We start from the raw sequence: 22,489 nt of genomic DNA, 5'->3' as shown, positions 1-22,489 counted from the left end.
CATTGGACACGCGACTTTCCACAATACAGTCAGCCATGCCCAAAATCCCGGGCGTGTCGCCGTCGGTCAGGCCTCGCCTCCGGCCTTCGCCTGGCGCTCGGCCATCTCCACGACGTTGGCGAGGAGCATGGCGCGGGTCATCGGGCCGACACCGCCCGGGTTGGGCGAGTAGGCGGACGTCTTGTCATGGGCGGCCTTGTCGACGTCGCCCCTGACGCGCCAACGGCCCGCCTCCTCGTCGTAGACGCGCGAGACGCCCACGTCGAGCAGCACGGCGCCGTCCTTGACCATGTCGGGCTTGACGAATCCGGCGGAGCCCATCGCGGCGACGACCACGTCGGCGCGGCGGATGTGGTCGACGACGTCGCGCGTGCCGGTGTGGCACAGCGTGACGGTCGCGTTGACGGCGCGGCGGGTGAGCATGAGGCCGATCGTGCGGCCGATCGTGATGCCGCGGCCGAGCACGCACACCTCCTTGCCGTCCAGGTCGATGTCGTACGCCTTGAGCAGTTCGATGCAGCCGCGCGGCGTGCACGGCAGCGGCGTGTCGATGTCACCCTTGACGTGGAGCACGAGCTCGCCGAGGTTGTACGGGTGCATGCCGTCGGCGTCCTTGGCCGGGTCGATGAGGTCGATGATCGCGTTCTGGTCGATGCCCTTCGGCAACGGCAGCTGCACGATGTAGCCGGTGCACGCCGGATCCTCGTTCATCTCGCGCACCACGGCGGCGATGTCGTCGAAGGTCGCGTCGGCGGGTAGCTCGTGCTTGATGGAGCGGATGCCCACCTCGGCGCAGTCGGCGTGCTTGCCGGCCACATACTTGACCGAACCGGGGTCGCTGCCGACCAGCAGCGTGCCGAGGCCGGGTTCGACGCCCACGGCCTTGAGACGCTCCACGCGCTCCTTCAAATCCTGCTTGATCTGCGCGGCCACGGCCTTGCCGTCGAGTTTCACGGGCATGTCGACTCCTTCTGTCCTAACGTGTCGTGGGATGCGGTGGACGCTACTACGATTAGGTAACATGTCGGTTTCGCCGAAGACGGATATGGACGCGCGGCGAGGAGCGGAAGGGTTCGGACGATGAGTGTGGGACATTTGGGACGGCGAGCGGGACGACGGTTCGGGAGCGTGCGGCGCGTCGCGGCTTCGGTCGTCGCTACCGCGCTCACCCTCGCCTGCGCCGCCTGCGGCACGGCGGCGGGCGACGGCGGGACGGCCACGGGCGCGCAGACGACGCAGGAGACGAAGACCGGCGTCATCAAGGTGGTCTCCTCGGTGAACCAGTGGGGGTCGCTCGCCAAGGAGATCGGCGGCGACGCGGTCGACGTCACATCGATCCTCTCCTCCACGGGCGTGGACGCGCACGACTTCGAACCGAAGACCTCCGATCTGGCGAAACTGAGCCGCGCCGAGATCGTCGTCGCGAACGGCGCCGGATACGACACGTGGGCCACGAAGTCGCGCGGACCGGACTCGACGCTCGTCTCCGCCGCGCAGATCGTGGGCGCGATGGACGGCGACAACCCGCATCTGTGGTTCTCGAAGGACGCGCGCGCCGGCATGGCCAAGGAGCTGGCCGACGCGTTCTCGAAGGCGCGGCCGAAGAAGCGCAAGACGTTCGCAGCCAATCTCAAGGCCTGGCAGTCGCGCGAGAAGGAGCTCGACGCGCGCATGGCCGACTTCGCCGACGCGCACAAGGACCTCACCTATGGCGCGACCGAGGCGGTCGTCTACTATCTGATGAGCGACATGTCGTTCGACGACGCCACCCCGAAGGGCTACGCGCAGGCGGTCGCCAACGGCGGCGAGGTCGCGCCGGCGGACCTGCAGACCTTCCAGGAGGCCATCGAGAAGAAGAAGGTCGACGTGCTGGTCAACAACACGCAGGAGGCCTCCGACGCGACGAACATGCTCATCGGCACGGCCGGGCGCTCCGACGTGCCGGTCGTCGACGTGAGCGAGCAGATGCCGAAGCGGTACGACACCCTCGTCGACTGGATCGGCGCGCTGGCCGACGAGATCTTCACCGCCGTCGACCCGGACTACGGCAAGGACGACACGGCCGACGATACCGAATCGTCCTCTTCCGATTCCTCTGATTCCTCTGGCTCCTCCGACGACTCCTCCAACGACTCGGATTCCGCCGGGACCGCCGCAGGCGACGCCCAACCCGACCCCGGCAAGTAACGGCGCGGACGACGGGTCCTTATCGACGCGCCCGTAATTGAGAACGGTTGTCAACATCATTTGCGATAATCCTGCGGTAGATTCGTGAATCCCAATCCATGACCACAGGAGGCCCGACCATGGGCGAACCGCTTCAGGACGCAATCGTCTTCCGCGACGCGGCGATCAGGCGCGGCGACCGCGTCATCTGGCAGCACGGCGACTTCGCCATCCCCGCCGGATCGGTCACCGCGATCGTCGGCACCAACGGCGCCGGCAAGACCACGATGATGAAGGCCGAGCTGGGACTGCTGCCGCTCTCGCACGGCTCTCTCACCGTCTTCGGCAAGCCGGCCGGCGAGGCGAACGGCGTCATCGGCTACGTCCCGCAAAGCTACACGTCGGACATCGACTCGAACCTCACCGCCGAACAGTCGGTGCTGCTCGGCCTGACCGGCACGCGGTTCGGCATCCACCCGGTCACGCGCGCGCAACGCGCCAAGGCGCACGAGGCGATGGCGTTCGTCGGCATCGACAACAAGGCACGATACCGGCTGTCCGAACTGTCCGGAGGCCTGCGCCAACGCGTCGCCATCGCGCAGGCGATCGTCTCCGACCCGAAACTGCTCATGCTCGACGAGCCGCTCGCCAACCTCGACCTCGCATCCCAGCGCGCCGTCGCGCACCTGCTCGCACGCCTCAACCAGGAGCTCGGCATGACGATCCAGATCGTCGCACACGACCTCAACATGCTGCTGCCGATCCTCACCGGCGCCGTCTACCTGCTCGACGGGCACCCGCACTACGCGGACATGCGCAAGGTGCTCGACTCGAAGCTCCTCACCCACCTGTACGGCACGAACGTGCAGGTCGTGACCACGCCGCAGGGCGACATGTTCGTCACCCCCTCCCCCGACGAGCCGAAGGACCAGCTGATGGACATGCACACGGCCGCCGAGGTGGCGGAGCTGCACCATCACGCGCACACCGACGACATGCACGCGCACGACGCCTCCACGATTCAAGGAGCGAGGAAATGAGCCACATCGATTTCAGCTTCGACCCCAACTGGATGGACACGCTGACCGCGCCGTTCATGGCCAACGCGTTCCTCGCCGGCCTGTGCATCGCGTTCGCGGCCGGCGTGATGGGCTACTTCACCATCGCCCGGCATTCCACGTTCGCCGCGCACGCGCTCGCCCACATCGGCCTGCCCGGCGCGACCGGGGCCGTGCTGCTCGGACTGCCCGTCTCGCTCGGCCTCGGCGTGTTCGCGCTGGGCGGCGCGCTCGTGATCGGCGCGCTCGGCAAGCGCGTCTCCGAACGCGAGATCGCCACCGGCACGGTGCTCGCCTTCGCGACGGGCCTCGGCCTGTTCTTCGCCCGGTTGTCGAGTTCGGCCTCGCAGCATATGCAGTCAATCCTGTTCGGTTCGATCCTGACGATCACCACCGCGCAGATCGTCGGATTCGCGATCTTCGACGTGGTGCTGCTGGCGGTGCTGTCGATCATCTACCGGCCGCTGCTGTTCAGCTCGCTCGACGAGCAGGTGGCGCAGGCCAAGGGCGTGCCAATCGGCTGGATGAACGTCGCGTTCATGGCGATCGTGGCCGGTGTGATCACGATCGCCGTGCCCGCGGTGGGCACGCTGCTCATCTTCGCATTGGTCATCACGCCGGCGGCCGCGGCGAACATCATCGCCTCCTCGCCGCTCAGGGCGATGGTCGCGGCCGGGGCGATCTGCCTCGTCTCGATCTGGGGTGGCCTCGTGCTCTCCGCGATGTTCCCAGCTCCCCCGAGCTTCATCATCGTGACGATCTCCACCCTGTTCTGGGCCGCCGCCAAAGCCGTGGAGGCGCTACGGCGGCGGTGACTCTATTTATAAAGAAGTCCCGCCCATCGTCGCCCCATCCATCGGCCGTCCGTTCACGCGCCCAGTCAGCGCCCGGCTTCCTCGACCAGGGCCGTGGCGATGGCGGCGAGGCCTTCGCCGCGGCCGGTGAAGCCCATATGGTCCGTGGTGGTGGCGGTGACGGACACCGGGCACCCGACGGCCTCGGAGAGCGCGACGGCAGCCTCGTCACGGCGACGTCCGATCTTCGGCCGGTTGCCGATGATGGCGACCGACGCCGACGCCGGAGCGAAGCCGCGTTCCCGAAGATACGCGACGGTCTCGCGCAGCATGTCCGCGCCGTGCATGCCGGTGCCGTGTGCCTCCGCGCCGACGCCGAACAGCGCACCGATGTCGCCCAGTCCGGCGGCCGCCAGCAATGCGTCGATCAGCGCGTGCGCGGCCACGTCGCCGTCGGAGTCGCCCTCGATGCCGCTGCCCTCGCCGTCCCAGCGAAGCCCCGCGAGCCACAATTCGCGGGAGTCGTCTTCAGAGGCGAAACGATGGGCGTCGAATCCCTGTCCTATACGCATAGTGCTCCTCCCGATATGCGAAGGCCCCCATTGGCGGGGGCCTTGCGGATGTCGATCGTCGAATCGCGTCAAACCGCGGCTCAGCGCTTGCGGCTCTTCTTCTTCTCGGCGTCGAGACGCGCCATCGTGTCGGAGGCGGCCTCCTCGGGCGCCTCGGTGTGATGCTTCTCGTCACCGGGCTTCGGCTCGCTGTAGCCGAGGTTCACGTCGAGCAGGCGCTGCGCCTCCTCCTCGTCGATCTTCTCGGACAGGGCGATCTCCGAGGTGAGGATGGAACGCGCCTTGGTGAGCATGCGCTTCTCGCCGGCGGACAGTCCGTGCTCGTCGACGTCGCGCTGGGCGAGGTCGCGCACGACCTCGGCGATCTTGTTGACGTCGCCGGTCGCGATCTTCTCGACGTTCAGCTTGTAGCGCCGCGACCAGTTCATCTCCTTCTCGACGATCGGAGTGCGCAGGATCTCGAACACCTTCGCCACCTCGTTCGCGTCGACGATGTCGCGCACGCCGACCTTCTTCGCATTGTCGACCGGGACGTTGATCACCAGGCCGTCGGAGGACAGCACCGACAGCTGCAGGTACTCGCGGGTGACCCCCCTCACGGTCCGCTCGGTGACCGCCTCGACCCTCGCCGCGCCGTGGCGCGGATAGACGACCATATCGCCGACCTTGTAACCCATGAAACCTCCGCTGAAAGCAGACCCACAAAAAACCTGAAAAAGTATGCCATCACCCCCGGACACGCCGGCAGGTCGCCGACCGCGGCTCGCGCGACGCGCCAAAGCCGCGATGATAACGTTTGTAGCCGTACACTATGGGCATGGCTACAAACACGAACATCAATGAAGATACCGTCGCCGTTCCCGTCAACCAGGGTGACCTCGACAAAGTCAGCAACGCCGAGTTCTACAACCCGCACGCCATCCTCGGCGCGCACATGGCGAACTACCCGCATGCCGACCAGACCACGATCCGCGTGCTGCGCCCGATGGCGAAGACCGTCGCCATCGTCACGCAGGACGGCGAATACCCGGCCGAGCATGAATACAACGGCGTGTTCATCGCCGTCGTGCCCTCCGCCAGGACCGAGCACGGCTACAGCGTGCCCGACTACCGCGTGAAGGTCTCCTACGAGGGCGGCGAGCCGTTCGTCGAGGACGACCCGTACCGCTACCTGCCCACCGTCGGCGAGATGGACACCTACCTGTTCGGCGAGGGCCGCCACGAACGCCTGTGGGAGGCGCTGGGCGCGCACGTGCGCCGCTACTCCGACCCGATGGGCGACGTGACCGGCGTCTCCTTCGCCGTGTGGGCGCCGAACGCGCACGCCGTGCGCGTCATCGGCAACTTCAACTCGTGGGACGGCCGCCGCCACGCGATGCGCGCGCTCGGCTCCTCCGGCGTGTGGGAGATCTTCATCCCCGGCATCGGCGCGGGCGAGGTGTACAAGTACCAGATCCTCAACGCCAACTACGAGTGGGTCGACAAGGCCGACCCGATGGAGCGCTCCCACGAGGTGCCGCCGGCGAACGCCTCCGTCGTCGTCGAGTCGACGCACGAGTGGCAGGACGACGAGTGGATGGAGAAGCGCGCCAAGACCAACCCGATGGACAGGCCGGTCGCCATCTACGAGATGAACGCGCTGAGCTGGCGCAAGGACGTGAACAGCTACCGCGAGCTGGCCGACAAGCTCGTGCCGTACATCGAGAAGATGGGCTTCACCCACGTCGAGTTCATGCCGCTCGCCGAATACCCGTTCACCGGCTCCTGGGGCTACCAGGTCACCGGCTACTACGCGGTCGACTCCCGTCTCGGCGGCCCGGACGACTTCAAGTACCTCGTCGACCGTCTGCACGAGGCCGGCATCGGCGTGATCATGGACTGGGTGCCCGCGCACTTCCCGAAGGACGCGTTCGCGCTCGGCCGCTTCGACGGCACGCCGCTGTACGAGGACCCGGACCCGACCCGCGGCGAGCATCCGGACTGGGGCACGTACATCTTCAACTTCGGCCGTCACGAGGTGCGCAACTTCCTCGTCGCCAACGCCTGCTTCTGGCTCGGCGAATACCACATCGACGGCCTGCGCGTCGACGCGGTCAGCTCGATGCTGTACCTCGACTACAGCCGCGAGCCCGGCCAGTGGCATCCGAACATCTACGGCGGCCGCGAGAACCTCGAGGCCATCGACTTCCTCAAGGAGGCGAACGCCACCGCGTACAAGAACAACCCGGGCATCATGATGATCGCCGAGGAGTCCACCGCGTACGCGGGCATCACCGCCCCCACCGACCAGGGCGGCGTCGGCTTCGGCCTCAAGTGGAACATGGGCTGGATGCACGACACGCTCGAGTACCTGCACGAGGAGCCCATCAACCGCAAGTGGCACCACAACGAGATCACCTTCTCGATGGTGTACGCCTACTCGGAACACTATGTGCTGCCGCTGAGCCACGACGAGGTCGTGTACGGCAAGGGTTCCCTGTACGGCAAGATGCCGGGCGACGGCTGGCAGAAGTACGCCGGCGTGCGCGCCCTGTTCGCCTACCAGTGGGCGCATCCGGGCAAGAAGCTCACGTTCATGGGCAACGAGCTCGCGCAATGGGGCGAGTGGGACCACAACAACTCGATCGACTGGGCGTGCCTCGACTGGGAGGACCACCGCGAGGTGCAGTCCATGGTCGCCGACCTCAACAAGCTGTACAAGGAGACGCCGGCCATCTGGAGCCAGGACTTCACGCCCGACGGCTTCCAGTGGCTCACCAGCGACGACGCCGACCACAACACGCTGAGCTTCATGCGCATCGGCTCCAAGGGCGAGACCGTCGTCGTGGTCGTGAACTTCTCCGGCGAGGCGTGGTCCGACTACCAGGTGCCGCTGCCGAAGGAGGGCAAGTGGACCGAGGTGTTCACCACCGACGCCAAGAAGTACGGCGGCTCCGACATCAAGAACGGCACGTTCGAGGCGGACGCCGGCGAATACCATTCGCGTCCGGCCTCGGCGAAACTCACCATTCCGGCGCTCGGCGCTGTATTCTTGAAGCCAGAAGAGTGACGAAAGGCGAACACCCCCTACCTACCGGCTGAAAGGCGGCAAGAACAACCATGCTCAATACCACGGCACGCCAACAGACCACACCGCGCACGGTGCTGGTCGTGGAGGACGAACCGACGCTGGCCACGGCCATCGCGCAGCGCATCACCGCCGAGGGGTGGACGGCGCGCGTGGCCGGCGACGGCGCCAGCGCCGTGCAGGCGGCCACGCAGTTGAAGCCGGATCTGGTGATCATGGACATCATGTTGCCGGTGATGGACGGCCTCGAGGCGACGAAACGCATCGTGGCCGCCCGTCCGGTGCCGGTGCTCATCCTCACCGCCCGCGACGACGAGGCGGACAAGGTGATCGGTCTGGGGGCGGGAGCCGACGACTACATGACCAAGCCGTTCTCGATGCGCGAGCTCATCGCCCGCTGCAAGGCGCTGCTGCGCCGCGTCGAGCGCGCGAAGGTCATCGCCAAGAACGCCGAGAACGAGAAGATCCTCGACTTCGGCACACTGGTCATCGACCCGGCGCAGCGCACGGTGAGCGTGAACGGCGAGTACGTACACCTCACCCCCACCGAGTTCGATCTGCTCGCCACGCTGGCGCGCAAACCCAAGTCTGTGCTCACCCGCGAGAAGCTGCTCGAGGAGGTGTGGGACTGGGTGGACGCGTCCGGCACCCGCACGGTCGACAGCCATGTGAAGGCGCTGCGCCACAAGCTGGGACCGGACATGATCCGCACGGTGCACGGCGTCGGATACGCGTTCGAGCCCCCATCGGGCGAGTGAGCCGGAGACGACCGGAACATGGGACGACCGATGACGCCGATGACCAAGTCCATCGACTCCCGCCGGGCGGGCGCATGCCGTGAACGCATGCGCCCGCTCGGCGTATTCTCCTCGCTCAAGCTCGAATTGTGCGCGCTGCTCGTCTTCGCCACGGCGATCGCGTTCACGATGTGCTGGTTCCTGCTCAAATTCGGCTGGAGCGGCTGGCTCGCCATGCCGTTCACCCTCGTGGTGGCGCTCGGCATCACGTATTTCTTCTCACGCGGTCTCACCGCGCGTCTGCGCCAGCTGCGCGACGCCGCCGAGGCGATGGCCGACGGCGACTACACGGTGCGCGTGCCGATGGACGAGTCCAGCCACGACGAGGTCGGCCAGCTCGCGCGTTCGTTCAACGAGATGGCCGCGGAGCTCCAGCACGCCGACCAGATGCGCCGCGACATGATCGCCAACGTCAGCCACGAGCTGCGCACGCCCGTCTCCGCGCTGCAGGCGCAGGTGGAGAACATGGCCGACGGCGTCACCGAACCGACGCCCGCGAATCTGGAGGGCATCCTCGACCAGACGCAGCGGCTAAGCGACCTCATCGCGTTCCTGCTCGACCTGAGCCGCATGGAGGCCGGCGCCGCGAGCCTCGAGATCGAACGCTTCGATTTCCGCGAATTCCTCGACGACACGATCGAACCGTTGGAGATCGCCGACGGCGGCCATGCGCACGACATCCGCATGCAGGCCGCCGAGGGCATCATGATGGAGGGCGACCAGGACCGTCTGCGCCAATTGTTCACCAACATCATCGGCAACGCGTTGAAGCACTCCCCCGACGGGACGAGCGTGCTCGTCGAAGTGCATGAGGACGAGACGCACGACACCGTGGTGACGAACGTCGTGAACTTCGGCTCGCAGATCGCCCCCGAGGCCCGTTCGGACATCTTCCGCCGCTTCGTCAAAGGCAAGTCCGGTCCGGGCACCGAATCGGGCGGCACCGGGCTCGGCCTGTCGATCGCGCGCTGGGCGGCGCAGCTGCACGGCGGCGACGTGCGCGTCGTCGACGACATGCGCGGCGCCGACTTCGAGATCACGTTGCCGAAGCATCATACCGTGGCGTAGCGGTCAGGGCGAGACAGGCGACGACCTGCGCGCCCGCCTCCTCCAACGCGGCCACGCAGGCGCGCATCGTCGCGCCGGTGGTGACGATGTCGTCGACGAGGACCACGCGCCGCCCGTCGACGCGCCGGGGCCGCGGCACCGTGATGACGGAACCGCCCACCCTCGCCGCGCGTCCGCTCCTGCCCTTCGTCTCCACCGACTTGCCTCCCGTGACGCGCGACGTCAGCACGTTGCCGGCGTGCGCACGGACGCCCCGCGCACGGCACCATGAGGCGAGTGCGCGCGCGGGCGGCATCATATGCCGCCTGCCGCGGCGCCTCGCCGAACGCGCCGATGACGGCGCCGGCACGATGAGCAGCCCGTCGTCACCGTCATGACCGGCGTCCACGCCTCTCGTCACCATGTCGCTCGCCACCGTGCCGTCGGACGTCGTGACGCCGATCGCGTCCGGGACGCGCGAGGCGAGCGTGCACAACGCCTGGGAGAACAGACGATCGCACTCCTCGTCGCCATGATCCTTCCATGCCAGCACGGCGCGTCTCACCGTCCCCTCGTACACCGAACACGCGTATGCCGGCACGTGCGTCGCCTCCGACGGCACGATCACCACCTGCGAGAACAAGGCCCGGCATGCGGGGCACAGCACCTCGTCGGGCATGTCGCATCCCGCACAGCCGCGCGGCAGCAGCAGGCCCATCATGTCCGAGGCCACGGTGCCGGCGCGCATGATACGCCTCCTACCGTCCCGCGGCGGGCTTCGGCAGGCGCTCCAGCAGGCCGTCGATGAGTTCGACGGTGTCGGCCGGGCTGGAGACGGCGATGCCCATCGCCCCGGCCTGCACCGCCGGATAGTCGTTGCCGCCGGGCTCCATGCGGTCGCCGACGAACGCGATCCGGTCCACCTCGACGCCGAGATGACGGGCGAGCTCGCGCACCGCGAACGCCTTGTCGATGCCCCGGTCGGCCACGTCGATGCTCGTGTAGCCGCCCGCGTGCACCTTGAGGTCGGGCAGGTCGGCGGCGACGGCCTCGGCGAGCCGCGCCTTCACCTCGTTGGTCGGGTCGAACGCCTGCTTGGCCTCCAATGGCGCCTGCTGGCCGAGCACGGACAGGGTGATCTGGGATCCGCGGTCCTCGATGCGTTCGCCCCACACCTTCTCGAACCAGACGCCCTGCTCGCGGGCCCGGCGCTCCAGGCTCTCACGGGCGCGGGAACGCTGGTCGTCGTCGAGGTCGTGGCTGAAGACCTTGGCCCATGTACCATGCTCCCAGCGCCGATAGCAGGTTCCGGACGTGGGCATGAGGTGAAGGCGGGCGAGATCGGCGCCGGGGTCGAGCACGTCGAGGATCTGGCTGACGACGAGCCCGTAGCGTCCTCCGGTGATGACGGCCACATCGATGCGGCGGGTGAGTTCGCTGAACCGTCGCGCCATCGCGGGGACCATGGGTTTCTTCGAGTTGGCGAGCGTGTTGTCCAGATCGAAGCCGATCAATCGCATGCGGGCGCAGAGCATGTCGAGATCCCAGTCGTCCCACGGTCTGATCATCGTCGTCTCCTGTCCGTCGCATGCGGCGATCGCATGCGCACTATCCTAGCCGCCATGCCTGTGCCGGCCGCGTCCTCGCGGTTGCCGCCGGCATGGCCTACAGTGGGTGCCATGCTTGAAGCCCCTTGGAATGAACGAGTATACCGCAATCGTCATGGCCGTGGCATGCGTACGCCGATGTTCGGCACACGTCTGCCACGGTACCGCACCCGTTCGGGCATGTTCGACGATCTGGTGGCCGCGCACATCCGCCGTCTGGCCGAGGCGTGGCCCCAACTGGTCAAGCCGGTGCAGTTCGCGGTGGAGGACGTGCCGCCCTCCGATCCGGCGCCGTGGGAGTCGGAGCCGAGCATCAACTCCCGCCTGTTCCCCGCCGACCACGGCATGCCCGCGCGCATCGTGCTGTACCGCATGCCGTTGCAGTCGCATACGCGGGGCCGCGAGGAGCTCCAGTGGGCGATCCGCGACGAGCTCGTCATCCGTCTGGGCGAACTGTACGGCCGTCGCCCCGAGGAGCTCGACCCGGATTTCGAGTGGTGAGCCCGGCGGCCGCACGGTTCAGCGCACGATCGACGCGTCGGGCGTCGCCCTGACGAGCTCCTCGCGCACCGCGAGCGTGGTGGGCGCGACCACCGACAGCCCGGCGGTCTTGTCGGAGTCGAGTCCGCCGCCGATGCGCGCGCCCCACGAGACGGCCTTGGCCTCGTCCGAGACGATGGCGGCGACGCCCTCCCCTTTCACGGTGGTCGCGTCATGCGCCTTGACGGTCACCTCGCGTTCGTCGCCGGCCTTGCCGGTGTCGTCCATGAATGTGAGCTTGACGGTGGCGTCATCGTCGCCGGCGTTGACGAACGTGAGCGTCGTATCGACGCCGTCCGCAATCGCCATGCCGGAGGAGACTGCGGGAGCCGAGGCCTGGAGCAACGCGAAGTCCTCCTGTCCGTCGGAGCCGGATCTCGTGGCCTTGGCCGAGGCGACGAAGGCCTTCCCGCCGCCGGAGACGACGATTCCGCGCGCGCCCTTGGGCGCCTTGCCCAGATCGATGACGGCGACGCGGTCCGCCTTCACCTGCTCCTTGCGGATGTCCTTCGCACCGTTCTCGGTGGCCCAGGAAAGGGAGACCTCGCCGGCGCTCTTGCCGTACAGGTAGAGGCTCACGCGGTCGCCCTCGGCCACGCCGGGAATCACGCTCGTGGCCGTGGCGTCCGCGGCGGGCATCGCGAAATCGGAGCCCTTCGGCGTCAATCCGCTGCTCGCCGTGGTGCGCACGACGGCGCCCACCGGCGTGGCGCCGCTGTCCACGGTGACGTAGACGCCGTCCTGTCCGGAAGCGGCCGCCGACAGGTCGACGACGGTCTCCCCCTCGGCGGCGACGGTGGCGCTGCCCGCCGTGGACAGGCCGAGCCGTCCCGAGGCCTTGCTGCCCACCACCGTGATGGACACGGTGGTCGCCTTGGACGAGGGATTGGCGAGCACGAGCTGCTGCCGCGTGCCGGTGGCCGTGGAGGTGAGCAGGAACGACTGGCTCATCGCTGGGGTGACGCAGGTGGCGGCGGAGATGCCGCGCAGGTCGCCGTCCGCGGCGTGCGACACGGTGACGCCGGCGTGGCCGGAACCGTCGCCGGCCTTGAGCAGGTTCGTGTCGAGCAGGCGGGAGTAGCCGCCGTCGTCCCTCGACACCATCGCGTCACGGCTGACCGGCTTGTCCGGGGCCTTGAGCGAGACGGTCTTCGCGTCGCCGGTCAGGTCGAGCGGCGTGGACGTGGAGGCGTACACGGAGCCGAACGCGGCGAGCGCGGTGGAGGTCGTCATGTCGCCGGCGGATGCACGGTACTCGCTGTCCCCCCAATCGGTGGAGTCGGGCAGTTCCATGCGGGCCGGGCAATACGCCTGCAGACGCTCCTGGACGATGCGGTGCGACGATCCGAGCGTGCCCGAGGCGGAATCCACCATCACGTCGGGCATTCTGACGACAGCCAGCACGGCGAACGCCGCGATGAGCAGCACGCTGGTGACGACCGCCACGATGACGCGCAGCACGCGCATCGGTGTTCCCTGCCTGTTCATGCGGTTTCACCCTCCTCTTCGCGTTCGGCGCGCGCGTCCTCGTCGACCGGCTGCCCGCGCCGTCGCCGTGGCGCGGCGACGAGCACGTACAGCAGGCATGTCACGCCCAGCAGGACCAGCCAAACATAGCGCCACGGACTGTGCGCCATGGCGCGTTCACGCGTGGCGTCGACGCCGACGCCGGTGCCCTCGGCCGCGGTCAGACGGTAGTAGGTGCCCGAGTCGGAGGTCACGACGGACTGGGTGCCGTCGGACGCGGTGATGTTCGTGGCGAGCTGGTCGGATCCGGATTGTCCGGAGACGACGAACACGCCGCCGAACCCGAGACCCACGAGCGCGGAGATGGCCGCGTCGTCGCTGTTCGACAGGAGCCTCGCGGACAGCTCGCCGATGCGCCCATCGGCGTCGTCCGTCTGGCCGGCGGCCTGGCGGGCACGCCATGCGGGCGAGGAATCGACGAGATCGCCCACCGAGGTGTCCATGACCGCGTAGGAGACGTTGGAACGGGAGTCGGCCTCGAGGGCGAGGATGCGTTGGCCGGGCTGGCCTTCGAGCATGTCCGTCGCCACCATCGGCAATCCGGAGCCCGAGACGGCGACGGACCCCTCGACGTGACGGGCCGTGGAGAATCCGGTCCAGGCGACCACGCCCACGGACAATGCGACACACAGCAGCACACGTCCCGCGATCACGGCCCGGTGCCATGCGCGTCCGGAGGCGGCGCCGGAATCCGACCGGCCGCCCGGAGCGCGCAGGGCGACGAAGCGGCGGACGGCGCCGCCGGCCATCAGGCATACGCACGACAGCGCGCCGAGCATGGCGAGCAGAAGTCCGGGAAGCACCGATCCGGCCACGGCGCCGTCGGCGTCCAACGCGATGGCGACCCGTGCCGAGCCGAGGCTCAGCGCGCCGCCCGCGACGATCGTCACCCACATCATGCGCGAGGCGCGCAGGGCGAACGGCAGGACCAACGAGACGACGGCCAGCACGGTCACGGCGAGCAGCATGCACAGGGTGGCGATGCCGAATCCGGAGGTGAGGAACTGCGTGAAGCCGCCGGTCTCGTCGAATCCGAACGCGCGGATGACCACCTCGGTCAGGTTGAGCGCCGCCGGACGGCCGTTGGCCGACGCGACGGGGACGGTCATGTCGCCGAACAGCTGACGCCATTCGCCGCGGGAGGCGTAACGCACGGACGCGACGAGCGTCGGCGCCGCGAGCAGCGCGGCGGGCAGCGGCATGAGCAGCAGCATGGCGCGATGCCGGGGCACGAAGACGAGGAAGACGAGGAACGTGACGACGAGGGGCAGCAGCAGCTGGGGCTCGGCGGCCACGACCGGCATGTAGCACAGCGAGGCGGCGGCGGACGCCTGCACCGAGGGGCGCGGACGGACCGGATCCTCGGTATGGTAGAGCCCCACCGCGCGGAACGTGAACGCGAACGCCGCGGGCATGAGCACCATCACGGTGAGCATCGGCAGGTCGGCGGTCGAGAACAGTCCCATGGCGAGGCCGAGGGAGACCCACAGCAATCCCGAGATGACGCGCACCGCGTCGGAACGGGTGAATACGCCGGCGAGCGCCCAGAACGACAATGCGGCGCACGGCGCGGCGAGGAAGAACATGAGGACCGTCGCGGCGGCCACATGCCCGCCGGTGAGGAGGGAGACGAGCAGCAGCACCCACAGCCACGGGGCCGGTGGGGCGGCGACGCCCACGCCGACGCCCCACGTCCACTGCGTGGTGGCGGCCGATGCGAGCTGGGCGAGGGAGGCGCCGGTGGGCAGCCATTGCGCCGAGACGAGCGATCCGCCGGACAGCGCCGTGCGGAACAATGACCAGTCGAGCGCGAGCACCGCGACGAACGCGGCCGCGGCCATCGCGGCGGCGAGCCCCCAGCGGCGCACGGCGCGCATGCGCAGATGCGCGCGCACCAGCGGCCCCAGCAGCACGGTGCCGCGCTGGTCGGCGAGGGCGTGCGAACGTTCCCTCCACTGCGTGAGCTGGCCGCGCGTGGCGGTGAGCAGCGCCAGTCGCCGCCGGTCCACCTTCGTCTGACGTGCGACCGCCCGGCGCGCCCGCAACGCCCCGGGCAGGGATGCGAGCGCACGCCAGGGCATGCACAGCTCGCACCATGCCTCATAGGGCTGCTTGGCGACGAGACGGGCCAGTGCGAGCCCGATGGCGGCGACGAGCGAGACGAGCCAGACGAGGGGCCAGCGGGGCATGGCGATGTCCGTGCACCGGTAGCGGCGCCATGCGGTCATCACGCGCATGGACGGATTGACCGCGTCCTCCGGGTCCAATCCTTCGCCGCCGTGCGAGCGCACGCCTTCGAAGCGGGCGCGGCGATGGGCGATGCGCGCGCGGGGGACGACGACCACGCGTCCGCCACCGCGGCAGATCCTGCGGCATAGGTCGGTTCCCTCGGCGTAGGTGGTGAACCACGGGTCGGTCCCGCCGAACGCGCGATAGGTCTCCATGGGTACGAGCGCGCCGGCCAGCGACACGGCGAAGACGTCGGCGCGGGCGTCGTACTGCTCCTGGTCGGGTTCGTCGTCGACGACCAGCGTGTTGACGACGTGGCCGGTCGCGTAGGCGCCCACGCCATGCAGCCGCGTGCCCTCCCAGTCGAGCTGCTTCGCGCCGAGCAGGGAGGCGCCCGGCGTATTGCGCCACGCCTCGACGAGGCGTTCCAGACAGTGGGCGTCGGCGGGACGGGAGTCGTCGTGCAGCAGCCACAGGGCGCGTGCCGTGCCGTCCAGGCCGGCGTAGTCCATGGCCTTGGCGACCGCGGCGCCGAAGGACGAGGCCCCTTGGGCGCGCACCAGCCACACGTCGACCGACAGGGTGCGCGGTTCACGGCCCAGCAGCGGGTCGGTGGGCGTCACGGTCACGTCGAACGAGGTGCGCAGCGGCTGCGCGGTGTCGCCGGTGCAGTCGGCCACGACGATCGCGCCGGGCAGCACGGTCTGTCCGAGCAGCGATCCGAGCGTGTCCGGAAGGAATCTCAGATCGTCCTCGACGGTCACGACGGCGGCGACGCCGGTCTCGACGCCGCGCGCCCGTGAACGCGGACGGGCGGCCAATGCGTCGGACAGGATCCGGCGCACGCCGCCCGTGGTGGGAAATTGTTCGATGTCTGCAGTCACGCCTGCTCCTTGCGTGTTTTCTTGTACCGTCGGCGTTCCCTCTCGCTCATGCCGCCCCAGATGCCGAACCGCTCATCATGCTCGATGGCCCATTCGAGGCACTGCCGGCGCACTTCGCACTGCGCGCACACGCGTTTCGCATCGCGCGTCGACCCACCCTTCTCCGGGAAGAACGCCTCCGGATCGGTCTGCGAGCACAGCGCCTTGCGCTGCCATGACACATCGCCGTCCGGGGAGAACAGCCCCCATAACAGCTCCTCCAGCGGCTCGTCGGCGGAATCTTCGGCAATGCCCCACATGTGCATGACCTCCCTTGCCTGATTCGAGCCTGTTCCTTCGTGTCTAGATTACACACATGCGGTTTGGCTTTTGTCAAGTGGAGCCGTGTCAATGCCACAGTTCGGACGTCCGATGTGGTATAAGCCCGTTCCCTTGGTTTTCCAACGGAACGGCGTCCGTCCCTCCCCGTCTTCAGGATGCTTTTCGTCCGCATGCCGTACAATCGAGAGGATTTTTGTCTCCGACAGGAAGGTTTGCGTCCGTGGGCTCGAAGAGATCCGGCAACGATATCCCCAACGTGAACGGATGGGGAGACCGCTCCCCCCGTCATAGCGTGGCGTTCCGCATCCAGCACAAGCTGCGCGACACCGTGATCTGCGTGGTCGTGGCGGTGCTCGTGTTCGCGGGCACCGCGGCCGGCGCGACGCTGCTGGACATCAACGGCACGATCGCCGACCAGGCGGTCGGCGTGATCCCGCAGAACGGCAACTCCGCGTCGAACTCCGTCGTCGACCCGAACGCCGGCAAGTCGCTGGAGATCCTCATCCTGGGTCAGGACACGCGCGACGGCGGCAACAGCGCCATCGGCGGCTCCGGCGGCGACCTGGACGGCACGCACAACGCGGACACGACGATGGTCATGCAGATCTCGGCGGACCGCAAGTACATCAATCTCGTGTCCATCCCGCGCGACTCGCTCGTCGACGTGCCGAGCTGCGAGACCTCGAACGGCACGGTGGGCGCCCAGTACAACGTGATGTTCAACTCGATCTTCGCCTCCGGCTACAGCCAGGGCGGCGACCTCGCCTCGGCGGCCAGCTGCACGATGAACGCGGTGAACTCGCTGACCGGCCTCAACATCCAGAACTTCATCGTCGTCGACTTCAACGGCCTCAAGAGCATGATCGACGCGGTCGACGGCGTGGACCTGTGCATCCCCTCGGACATCTCCGACGACTACACGGGCACGTACCTGAACAAGGGCTGGCAGCATCTCGACGGACTGGCCGCGACCCAGTACGCCCGCATGCGCCACGGCGCCGGCGACGGCTCCGACGTGCAGCGCACCACCCGCCAGCAGTACCTCGTCAAGCAGCTGCTCAACCAGGCGCTGCAGAAGAACATGCTCACCCAGTCCGGGCAGCTCTACCAGCTCGCGAAGGCCGCGCTGAAGTCCCTCAACATCTCCAAGGGACTGGCGAACACGACGACGCTCGCCGGTCTCGCCATGAGCCTCAAGGACCTCAAGGTCTCCAACTTCTACACGCGTACCGTGCCCGTCGTCGAGGCCCCGACCGACGCCAACCGCGTGGTGTGGGGCGACGACGCGGACGCGCTGTGGGCCAAGATGCGCAACGGCGAGCCGTTCGTCTCCCAGACCACGGAGACCTCCACGGACTCCGGCTCCACCGGTTCCGCCGACTCCGGCCAGTCCGGTCAGTCCAACGGATCGTCCGCCGACCAGGGCGCGGCCGCTCAGGGCTCCACGGACCAGCAGGGCACCGAGCAGCAGGGCACCGAGCAGACCCAGTCCGCCAACACGAAGGTCGCCGACGGCGTCGAGCAGGACGCCTCGGGCCAGTACATCGACACCGCCACCGGCGGCGTCATCGACACGGAGACCGGCATCATCAAGGACGCGGCCAGCGGCCAGGTGATCGGCATCTCCGAGGCCTACCTCAACAACGTGGCCTGCCCCGTCAAGCAGTAGCCCACGGCGGGACCGGCGTGTTCCGGCGAAAGGCCCCGCGGCGCGATGCGCGTCGCGGGGCCTTTCGCATGTGCCGGAAATGAGAAAATACCAGACGCCCGGCCCCCATCCGCGCCACGATGTGCAACAGTGTCATAGGTTCAGACAACAATCATCCGATCAGGCACGGGGAGGCGGCATGACGCAGGAAGACGAGGGCTCACGTTCCCAAGGGGTTCCTCCGAGCTTCATCCCCGCCGCCTCCCGCCGCCGCCCGGCGGCCGAAGGCGTCCAGGGATTCGCCGCCAAGCCCGCGTCGTTCACGCCGACGGCCGCCGCCTCGTTCACGCCGGCCGCGTCGTTCGCACCGGCCTCGTCCGGCGGCACGCCGCCGAGCTTCACGCCGGTCCCGTCGCGCGCCGAGGCGCGTCATGCGCAGCCCCGGCAGTCCCAGCATCCGACGCCCGCCTCGTTCACCCCGCGTTCCAGCGCATCGGCGTCCGTGTCCTCGCTCGGGTCGTCGGCCGCGCCGTCACGGGTCCCGCGGTCGGCGGCCGCGCCGCGATCGACGTCATCGGCCGCCGCCTCCGGCCACGATTATGAGCAGTCCCCGCGCAGCTTCTCCCCCGCGCCGGCGCGCGCCGCACGCCGGTCGACGGGTTCCAGCAGCGTCGCCGGTACACGCCGTCCGGGCGAGGGCGCGGCACGCGCCGCACGAACGGATTGCCCCTCGTCCATGAGACGGGACGCGGGAGGCCGCGACGGTCTGCAGCACGCGGGGAACGCACGGACCATGCGGGCCATGCGCCGCCGACGCCATCGCGCCCCGCACATCATCCTCGGCGCGCTCGCCGCGCTCGTCATCGCGCTCATCCTCTCCGTATTCGGCGCATGGCATTGGGTGGACTCCCGCCTCACCAAGGAGAACGGGTGGCTCACCTCGGCCGCGAACACGTCGGCGACGACATGGCTGATTCTCGGCTCCGACGAACGCGACGGCACCGCCGGCGGCAGCGCCGACGACACGCCGGGCTTCCGCACGGACACGATCCTGGTGCTCACCAAACCGAAGAACGGCCCCAGCTCGCTCATCTCCATCCCGCGCGACTCGCTCACCCAGGTGGACGGCACCTACATGAAGATCAACGCCGTCGCGCAGCTCAGCGGCAACCAGGCGCTCGTGAGCACCGTCGAGCAGATCACCGGTCAGAAGATCGACCACATCGCCAAGATCAAGTTCGGAGGCCTCACGACCGTGGTCGACGCGGCCGGCGGCGTGAACCTGTGCTACGACGAGACGGTCCAGGACCCGTACTCCGGACTGAACTGGCAAGCCGGATGCCATGTGGCGGACGGCACGACGGCGCTCGCGTTCTCCCGCATGCGCTACTCGGACGCGAACGGCGACTTCGGACGCGCCCAACGCCAACGTCAGGTGATCTCGGCGATCGTCTCGAAGATCTCCTCCAAGGAGGTGCTGGGCAATCCCGCCAAGGCGATGAAGGTCGCGGACGCGGGCCTCGCCGCGGTGACCTTCGATTCGAAGACCTCCCCCGCCACGCTGATCGACATGGCGCTGACGTTCAAGGCGGCCACGGGCTCCGACGGCGTGACCGGCAGCGTCTATTGGACCGACCCCGACTATCAGGTCGACGGCGTCGGCTCATCGGTCCTGCTGGACGACTCGAAGAACCTCGAACTGTTCTCCGAACTCGCGGGAGGCACACACAAGGCCGGAACGGTCGGCACCCTCGCGGAGGCGGAGAACGGCTGACGGTTCCCGCACGACGAATCGCTCTTGCCACCTCTCTCCCCGCCCCTCGTCCCCGGATTTGTGAAGATTTCCGGGGGCTCCATCCACATTGCCCGTGGAGGTTGCACGCGACGCGCCCGCCCCCGGACACTGGGGGCATGACACGGAGAACCCCATCGCGCGGCAGGGCGGCCGACGATCCCGCGCGCCGCGAGGAGCGCCTGACCATGGTGGCGACGGCGGCGCCGCTCGCCGCCCAGATCGTCATGCTCGCCGTGCTGCTGGCCATGCGCCGCTGGATGTTCGCGCTGATGCTGGCGCCGTCGATCATCGGATGCGTCGCCGTGCTGCTCGTCCAGTACGCGCGGAACCGGAACCGGGACCGCGACCCGTCGGGCATCGGCGCCGACGACCGCGCACGGCGCGAGGCAATCGACGACGGCACGGAGCTGGACCAGCTCGAACCGGTGCCGCTGGAAGGCCTGCTCGCGCTGCTTCCGTCCGACGACGCGTTGCCCTGGCGGACGATCGCACGGCGATGGCTGGAACCGTGCACGCTGGACGTGCCGGTCGGCGTATGCGCCGACGGCGTGTTCCGGTTGGATCTGGAACGGCAGGGGCCGCACGCGCTGGTGGCGGGCACCACGGGCTCGGGCAAGTCGGTGCTGCTGCAGAGCTGGTGTCTGGCGCTCGCCTGCCGCAACACGCCGGATGACCTGCGGTTCGTGTTCCTGGATTTCAAGGGAGGGACGGCGTTCAAGGAGCTGGAACGGCTCCCTCACTGCATCGGCAGCGTCTGCGACCTGGACCTGAAGCACGCCACGCGCGCCCTGCACGCCATCGAGGCGGAGCTCAGACGCCGCGAACGCCTCGTCTCGGACGCGCACGCGCAGGACGTCGAATCCATGGGGACCGACGCGCCGCCCCGCATCGTCATCGTGGCGGACGAGTTCCACGCATTGAAGGACCAGCTGCCGGACATGGTGGACCGGCTGGTGCGCATCGCCTCGCTCGGCAGGGCGCTCGGCATGCACGTGATCGCCTGCACGCAGCATCCGGCCGGACAGGTGTCCGCCGACATGAAGGCGAACATGTCGCTGGGACTGTGCCTGCGCGTGCGCGACGGCGTGCAGTCGACGGAGATCATCGGCTCGACGAAGGCCGCACGCATCCCGCCGTCGCTGCCCGGCGTGGCGTACTGCAGCGACGGCGAGGCGGTCGTCCCGTGGCGTTGCGCCGCCGCGCGGGACATCCCGCGGATCGTGGACGCGGTGGACGCCGCCGCGCGTCTGCACGGTTCGATCCCGCCGCCCGCGCTCTTCACCGCGCCGTTGCCGCGGCGCGTGGATGCGCTCGCCGCGTCCCCCGGCGGCGGCGTGCCGTTCGCCCTGCGCGACGACGGCGTGTCGCTCCACGTCGCCCGTCTGCCGTTGGACCGCGGCAACATCGGCGTGATCGGGCAACATGGCCGCGGCAAGACGAATCTGCTCGACGTGGTCCGGCTTCGTCTCCTCGCGGACACCGGAGCCGACGCGCCGGCCGTGCGCCTCACCGTGCGCGACGGGGACGGCCATCGCAGCCGGATGCTGCGTGGGGACGCCCGCGGGACAGGCCCCGCCCTTCCCCGGTCCGCCCGCCCCCGGCTCGTCTGGATTGTCGATGACGCCGGCCCCCTGTTCGACCCGTTCGGCGATGACCCGCTGTGCGCCGAGCTGCGCGGGGCGCTGACGGACCACCATGTCACCGTGGTGTTCGCGGCCGATACCAGCCGGCACATCCGCATCCCGGAGCATTGCGCGATCCGCGTGGTGTTCCCCACCGGCGACCGCGCCACCGACCAGATGAACGGCATTCCCGGCGACCTGTGGACGTCGTTCGACCATGACGACATGGTGCTGCCCGGGCGCGCGGTCCTCATCGACCACGCGCGCGCCGCGCCGGTGCAATGCGTGCTGGCCGGCGGCTGACGGGCGCGCCGCGCCGCCGGGCGCCGCCGTTCCTTCATCTCTTTGGCGAAAAGTCTTGAAAATGACGTGCGAACGTGCTTATGTATATGAAGACAGGATGTAGAGGGCTCGGACAGGAGTGTAACGACGATGAGCAGTGCTTACGATTGGCGCGCCAAGGCCGCGTGCCGCGACAAGGATCCGGAGTTGTTCTTCCCGGTGGGCAACACGGGTGCCGCATACCAGCAGATCGAGGAGGCCAAGGCCGTGTGCCGCACCTGCAAGGTGATCGACGCATGCCTCAAGTGCGCGCTCGACACGAACCAGGATTATGGTGTCTGGGGCGGCCTGAGCGAGGACGAGCGTCGCCAGCTCAAGCGCAAGGCGATGCGTCTGCGCCGCTCGCAGGCCATGCAGATGCAGATCTGAGGTCCGCATCTCCCCCGTGGTTCCCGCGTCATGGCGGAGCCGCGGCTTTCCGCTTGCATAATGATGAGGCCCGGCCCCCTGTGGAGCCGGGCCTCGTCATATGT

19 protein-coding genes are annotated in these 22,489 nt (G+C 68.6%); 11 read left to right on the top strand and 8 right to left on the bottom strand.

Features of this window, described 5'->3' with window-relative positions; translation table 11 throughout:
• Nucleotides 1–66 precede the first annotated feature (66 nt).
• The gene (locus AC1AYD_RS06940; RefSeq protein WP_476502163.1) at nt 67–960 is read right to left on the bottom strand and encodes a bifunctional methylenetetrahydrofolate dehydrogenase/methenyltetrahydrofolate cyclohydrolase; all 894 of its coding nucleotides are present in this window, start codon (nt 958–960) and stop codon (nt 67–69) included.
• Nucleotides 961–1,080: 120 nt separating this feature from the next.
• Between AC1AYD_RS06940 and AC1AYD_RS06935 the strand changes: the two genes are divergently transcribed.
• The 3 genes from AC1AYD_RS06935 to AC1AYD_RS06925 all read left to right on the top strand — a co-directional run bounded on the left by AC1AYD_RS06935 (nt 1,081) and on the right by AC1AYD_RS06925 (nt 4,039).
• On the top strand, nt 1,081–2,187 hold the full coding sequence (locus AC1AYD_RS06935; RefSeq protein WP_476502162.1) for a metal ABC transporter solute-binding protein, Zn/Mn family: 1,107 nt from the start codon (nt 1,081–1,083) through the stop codon (nt 2,185–2,187).
• Between the two features lie 119 nt (nt 2,188–2,306).
• On the top strand, nt 2,307–3,206 hold the full coding sequence (locus AC1AYD_RS06930) for an ABC transporter ATP-binding protein (protein ID WP_476502161.1): 900 nt from the start codon (nt 2,307–2,309) through the stop codon (nt 3,204–3,206).
• A complete protein-coding gene (locus tag AC1AYD_RS06925) occupies nt 3,203–4,039 on the top strand; it encodes a metal ABC transporter permease (protein ID WP_476544871.1) in 837 nt (278 codons plus the stop codon). The genes AC1AYD_RS06930 and AC1AYD_RS06925 overlap by 4 nt, the downstream gene beginning before the upstream one ends.
• A 65-nt stretch (nt 4,040–4,104) precedes the next feature.
• Here the strand turns inward: AC1AYD_RS06925 and ispF are convergent, their stop codons facing one another.
• Nucleotides 4,105–4,590: a 2-C-methyl-D-erythritol 2,4-cyclodiphosphate synthase gene (ispF, locus tag AC1AYD_RS06920; RefSeq protein WP_476502159.1), complete on the bottom strand. Its 486-nt coding sequence runs from the start codon at nt 4,588–4,590 to the stop codon at nt 4,105–4,107.
• 80 nt (nt 4,591–4,670) lie between these two features.
• Nucleotides 4,671–5,267 carry a CarD family transcriptional regulator gene (locus AC1AYD_RS06915; RefSeq protein WP_034526438.1) on the bottom strand — a complete coding sequence of 199 codons (597 nt, stop codon included), beginning with the start codon at nt 5,265–5,267 and terminating at the stop codon, nt 4,671–4,673.
• Nucleotides 5,268–5,407: 140 nt separating this feature from the next.
• Here AC1AYD_RS06915 and glgB point away from each other — a divergent pair, with 140 nt between their 5' ends.
• Genes glgB through AC1AYD_RS06900 form a run of 3 tightly spaced genes read left to right on the top strand, consistent with a single transcriptional unit; the run spans nt 5,408 to nt 9,522 of the window.
• Entirely contained in the window at nt 5,408–7,639 is a 2,232-nt protein-coding gene (gene glgB / locus AC1AYD_RS06910) for a 1,4-alpha-glucan branching protein GlgB (RefSeq protein WP_476502158.1), read from the top strand.
• A gap of 50 nt (nt 7,640–7,689) precedes the next feature.
• Nucleotides 7,690–8,415: a response regulator transcription factor gene (locus tag AC1AYD_RS06905; RefSeq protein ID WP_476502157.1), complete on the top strand. Its 726-nt coding sequence runs from the start codon at nt 7,690–7,692 to the stop codon at nt 8,413–8,415.
• Between the two features lie 39 nt (nt 8,416–8,454).
• Nucleotides 8,455–9,522, top strand: a complete 1,068-nt coding sequence (locus AC1AYD_RS06900) for a sensor histidine kinase (protein ID WP_476502205.1) — start codon at nt 8,455–8,457, stop codon at nt 9,520–9,522.
• Here the strand turns inward: AC1AYD_RS06900 and AC1AYD_RS06895 are convergent.
• Both AC1AYD_RS06895 and AC1AYD_RS06890 read right to left on the bottom strand, forming a co-directional pair.
• Complete coding sequence (locus AC1AYD_RS06895) at nt 9,491–10,249, bottom strand: ComF family protein (RefSeq protein ID WP_476502156.1); 759 nt, start codon at nt 10,247–10,249, stop codon at nt 9,491–9,493. The two genes, AC1AYD_RS06900 and AC1AYD_RS06895, sit on opposite strands and share 32 nt — an antisense overlap.
• 10 nt (nt 10,250–10,259) lie before the next feature.
• Complete coding sequence (locus AC1AYD_RS06890; protein WP_476544870.1) at nt 10,260–11,069, bottom strand: HAD-IIB family hydrolase; 810 nt, start codon at nt 11,067–11,069, stop codon at nt 10,260–10,262.
• 111 nt (nt 11,070–11,180) lie between these two features.
• Between AC1AYD_RS06890 and AC1AYD_RS06885 the strand changes: the two genes are divergently transcribed.
• Nucleotides 11,181–11,609 carry a metallopeptidase family protein gene (locus AC1AYD_RS06885; RefSeq protein WP_476544869.1) on the top strand — a complete coding sequence of 143 codons (429 nt, stop codon included), beginning with the start codon at nt 11,181–11,183 and terminating at the stop codon, nt 11,607–11,609.
• Between the two features lie 18 nt (nt 11,610–11,627).
• Here AC1AYD_RS06885 and AC1AYD_RS06880 read toward each other — a convergent pair whose 3' ends face one another.
• Genes AC1AYD_RS06880 through AC1AYD_RS06870 form a run of 3 tightly spaced genes read right to left on the bottom strand, consistent with a single transcriptional unit; the run spans nt 11,628 to nt 16,587 of the window.
• Complete coding sequence (locus tag AC1AYD_RS06880) at nt 11,628–13,136, bottom strand: DUF5719 family protein (protein ID WP_476502153.1); 1,509 nt, start codon at nt 13,134–13,136, stop codon at nt 11,628–11,630.
• On the bottom strand, nt 13,133–16,288 hold the full coding sequence (locus AC1AYD_RS06875; protein WP_476502152.1) for a glycosyltransferase family 2 protein: 3,156 nt from the start codon (nt 16,286–16,288) through the stop codon (nt 13,133–13,135). The genes AC1AYD_RS06880 and AC1AYD_RS06875 overlap by 4 nt, the downstream gene beginning before the upstream one ends.
• Nucleotides 16,285–16,587: a WhiB family transcriptional regulator gene (locus tag AC1AYD_RS06870; RefSeq protein ID WP_476502151.1), complete on the bottom strand. Its 303-nt coding sequence runs from the start codon at nt 16,585–16,587 to the stop codon at nt 16,285–16,287. The genes AC1AYD_RS06875 and AC1AYD_RS06870 overlap by 4 nt, the downstream gene beginning before the upstream one ends.
• A gap of 242 nt (nt 16,588–16,829) precedes the next feature.
• Between AC1AYD_RS06870 and AC1AYD_RS06865 the strand changes: the two genes are divergently transcribed.
• The 4 genes from AC1AYD_RS06865 to AC1AYD_RS06850 all read left to right on the top strand — a co-directional run bounded on the left by AC1AYD_RS06865 (nt 16,830) and on the right by AC1AYD_RS06850 (nt 22,385).
• Nucleotides 16,830–18,278: an LCP family protein gene (locus AC1AYD_RS06865; protein ID WP_476502150.1), complete on the top strand. Its 1,449-nt coding sequence runs from the start codon at nt 16,830–16,832 to the stop codon at nt 18,276–18,278.
• Between the two features lie 178 nt (nt 18,279–18,456).
• Entirely contained in the window at nt 18,457–20,031 is a 1,575-nt protein-coding gene (locus AC1AYD_RS06860) for an LCP family protein (protein ID WP_476502149.1), read from the top strand.
• Between the two features lie 137 nt (nt 20,032–20,168).
• Nucleotides 20,169–21,977, top strand: coding sequence for an FtsK/SpoIIIE domain-containing protein (locus tag AC1AYD_RS06855; RefSeq protein WP_476502148.1), 1,809 nt, complete (start codon nt 20,169–20,171; stop codon nt 21,975–21,977).
• A gap of 129 nt (nt 21,978–22,106) precedes the next feature.
• Nucleotides 22,107–22,385: a WhiB family transcriptional regulator gene (locus AC1AYD_RS06850; protein ID WP_034526413.1), complete on the top strand. Its 279-nt coding sequence runs from the start codon at nt 22,107–22,109 to the stop codon at nt 22,383–22,385.
• The last annotated feature ends 104 nt before the right edge of the window (nt 22,386–22,489 follow it).

Source organism: Bifidobacterium sp. LH_426 (assembly GCF_056356875.1).
This window is presented reverse-complemented; position numbering and strand designations above follow the sequence as displayed.

Excerpts from the sequence above, each read along its gene's own strand:
- AC1AYD_RS06940 (WP_476502163.1), bottom strand. The coding sequence starts at position 960 with ATGCCCGTGAAACTCGACGGCAAGGCCGTGGCCGCGCAGATCAAGCAG.
- AC1AYD_RS06935 (WP_476502162.1), top strand. The coding sequence starts at position 1,081 with ATGAGTGTGGGACATTTGGGACGGCGAGCGGGACGACGGTTCGGGAGC.
- AC1AYD_RS06930 (WP_476502161.1), top strand. The coding sequence starts at position 2,307 with ATGGGCGAACCGCTTCAGGACGCAATCGTCTTCCGCGACGCGGCGATC.
- AC1AYD_RS06925 (WP_476544871.1), top strand. The coding sequence starts at position 3,203 with ATGAGCCACATCGATTTCAGCTTCGACCCCAACTGGATGGACACGCTG.
- ispF (WP_476502159.1), bottom strand. The coding sequence starts at position 4,590 with ATGCGTATAGGACAGGGATTCGACGCCCATCGTTTCGCCTCTGAAGAC.
- AC1AYD_RS06915 (WP_034526438.1), bottom strand. The coding sequence starts at position 5,267 with ATGGGTTACAAGGTCGGCGATATGGTCGTCTATCCGCGCCACGGCGCG.
- glgB (WP_476502158.1), top strand. The coding sequence starts at position 5,408 with ATGGCTACAAACACGAACATCAATGAAGATACCGTCGCCGTTCCCGTC.
- AC1AYD_RS06905 (WP_476502157.1), top strand. The coding sequence starts at position 7,690 with ATGCTCAATACCACGGCACGCCAACAGACCACACCGCGCACGGTGCTG.
- AC1AYD_RS06900 (WP_476502205.1), top strand. The coding sequence starts at position 8,455 with ATGACCAAGTCCATCGACTCCCGCCGGGCGGGCGCATGCCGTGAACGC.
- AC1AYD_RS06895 (WP_476502156.1), bottom strand. The coding sequence starts at position 10,249 with ATGCGCGCCGGCACCGTGGCCTCGGACATGATGGGCCTGCTGCTGCCG.
- AC1AYD_RS06890 (WP_476544870.1), bottom strand. The coding sequence starts at position 11,069 with ATGATCAGACCGTGGGACGACTGGGATCTCGACATGCTCTGCGCCCGC.
- AC1AYD_RS06885 (WP_476544869.1), top strand. The coding sequence starts at position 11,181 with ATGCTTGAAGCCCCTTGGAATGAACGAGTATACCGCAATCGTCATGGC.
- AC1AYD_RS06880 (WP_476502153.1), bottom strand. The coding sequence starts at position 13,136 with ATGAACAGGCAGGGAACACCGATGCGCGTGCTGCGCGTCATCGTGGCG.
- AC1AYD_RS06870 (WP_476502151.1), bottom strand. The coding sequence starts at position 16,587 with ATGTGGGGCATTGCCGAAGATTCCGCCGACGAGCCGCTGGAGGAGCTG.
- AC1AYD_RS06860 (WP_476502149.1), top strand. The coding sequence starts at position 18,457 with ATGACGCAGGAAGACGAGGGCTCACGTTCCCAAGGGGTTCCTCCGAGC.
- AC1AYD_RS06855 (WP_476502148.1), top strand. The coding sequence starts at position 20,169 with ATGACACGGAGAACCCCATCGCGCGGCAGGGCGGCCGACGATCCCGCG.
- AC1AYD_RS06850 (WP_034526413.1), top strand. The coding sequence starts at position 22,107 with ATGAGCAGTGCTTACGATTGGCGCGCCAAGGCCGCGTGCCGCGACAAG.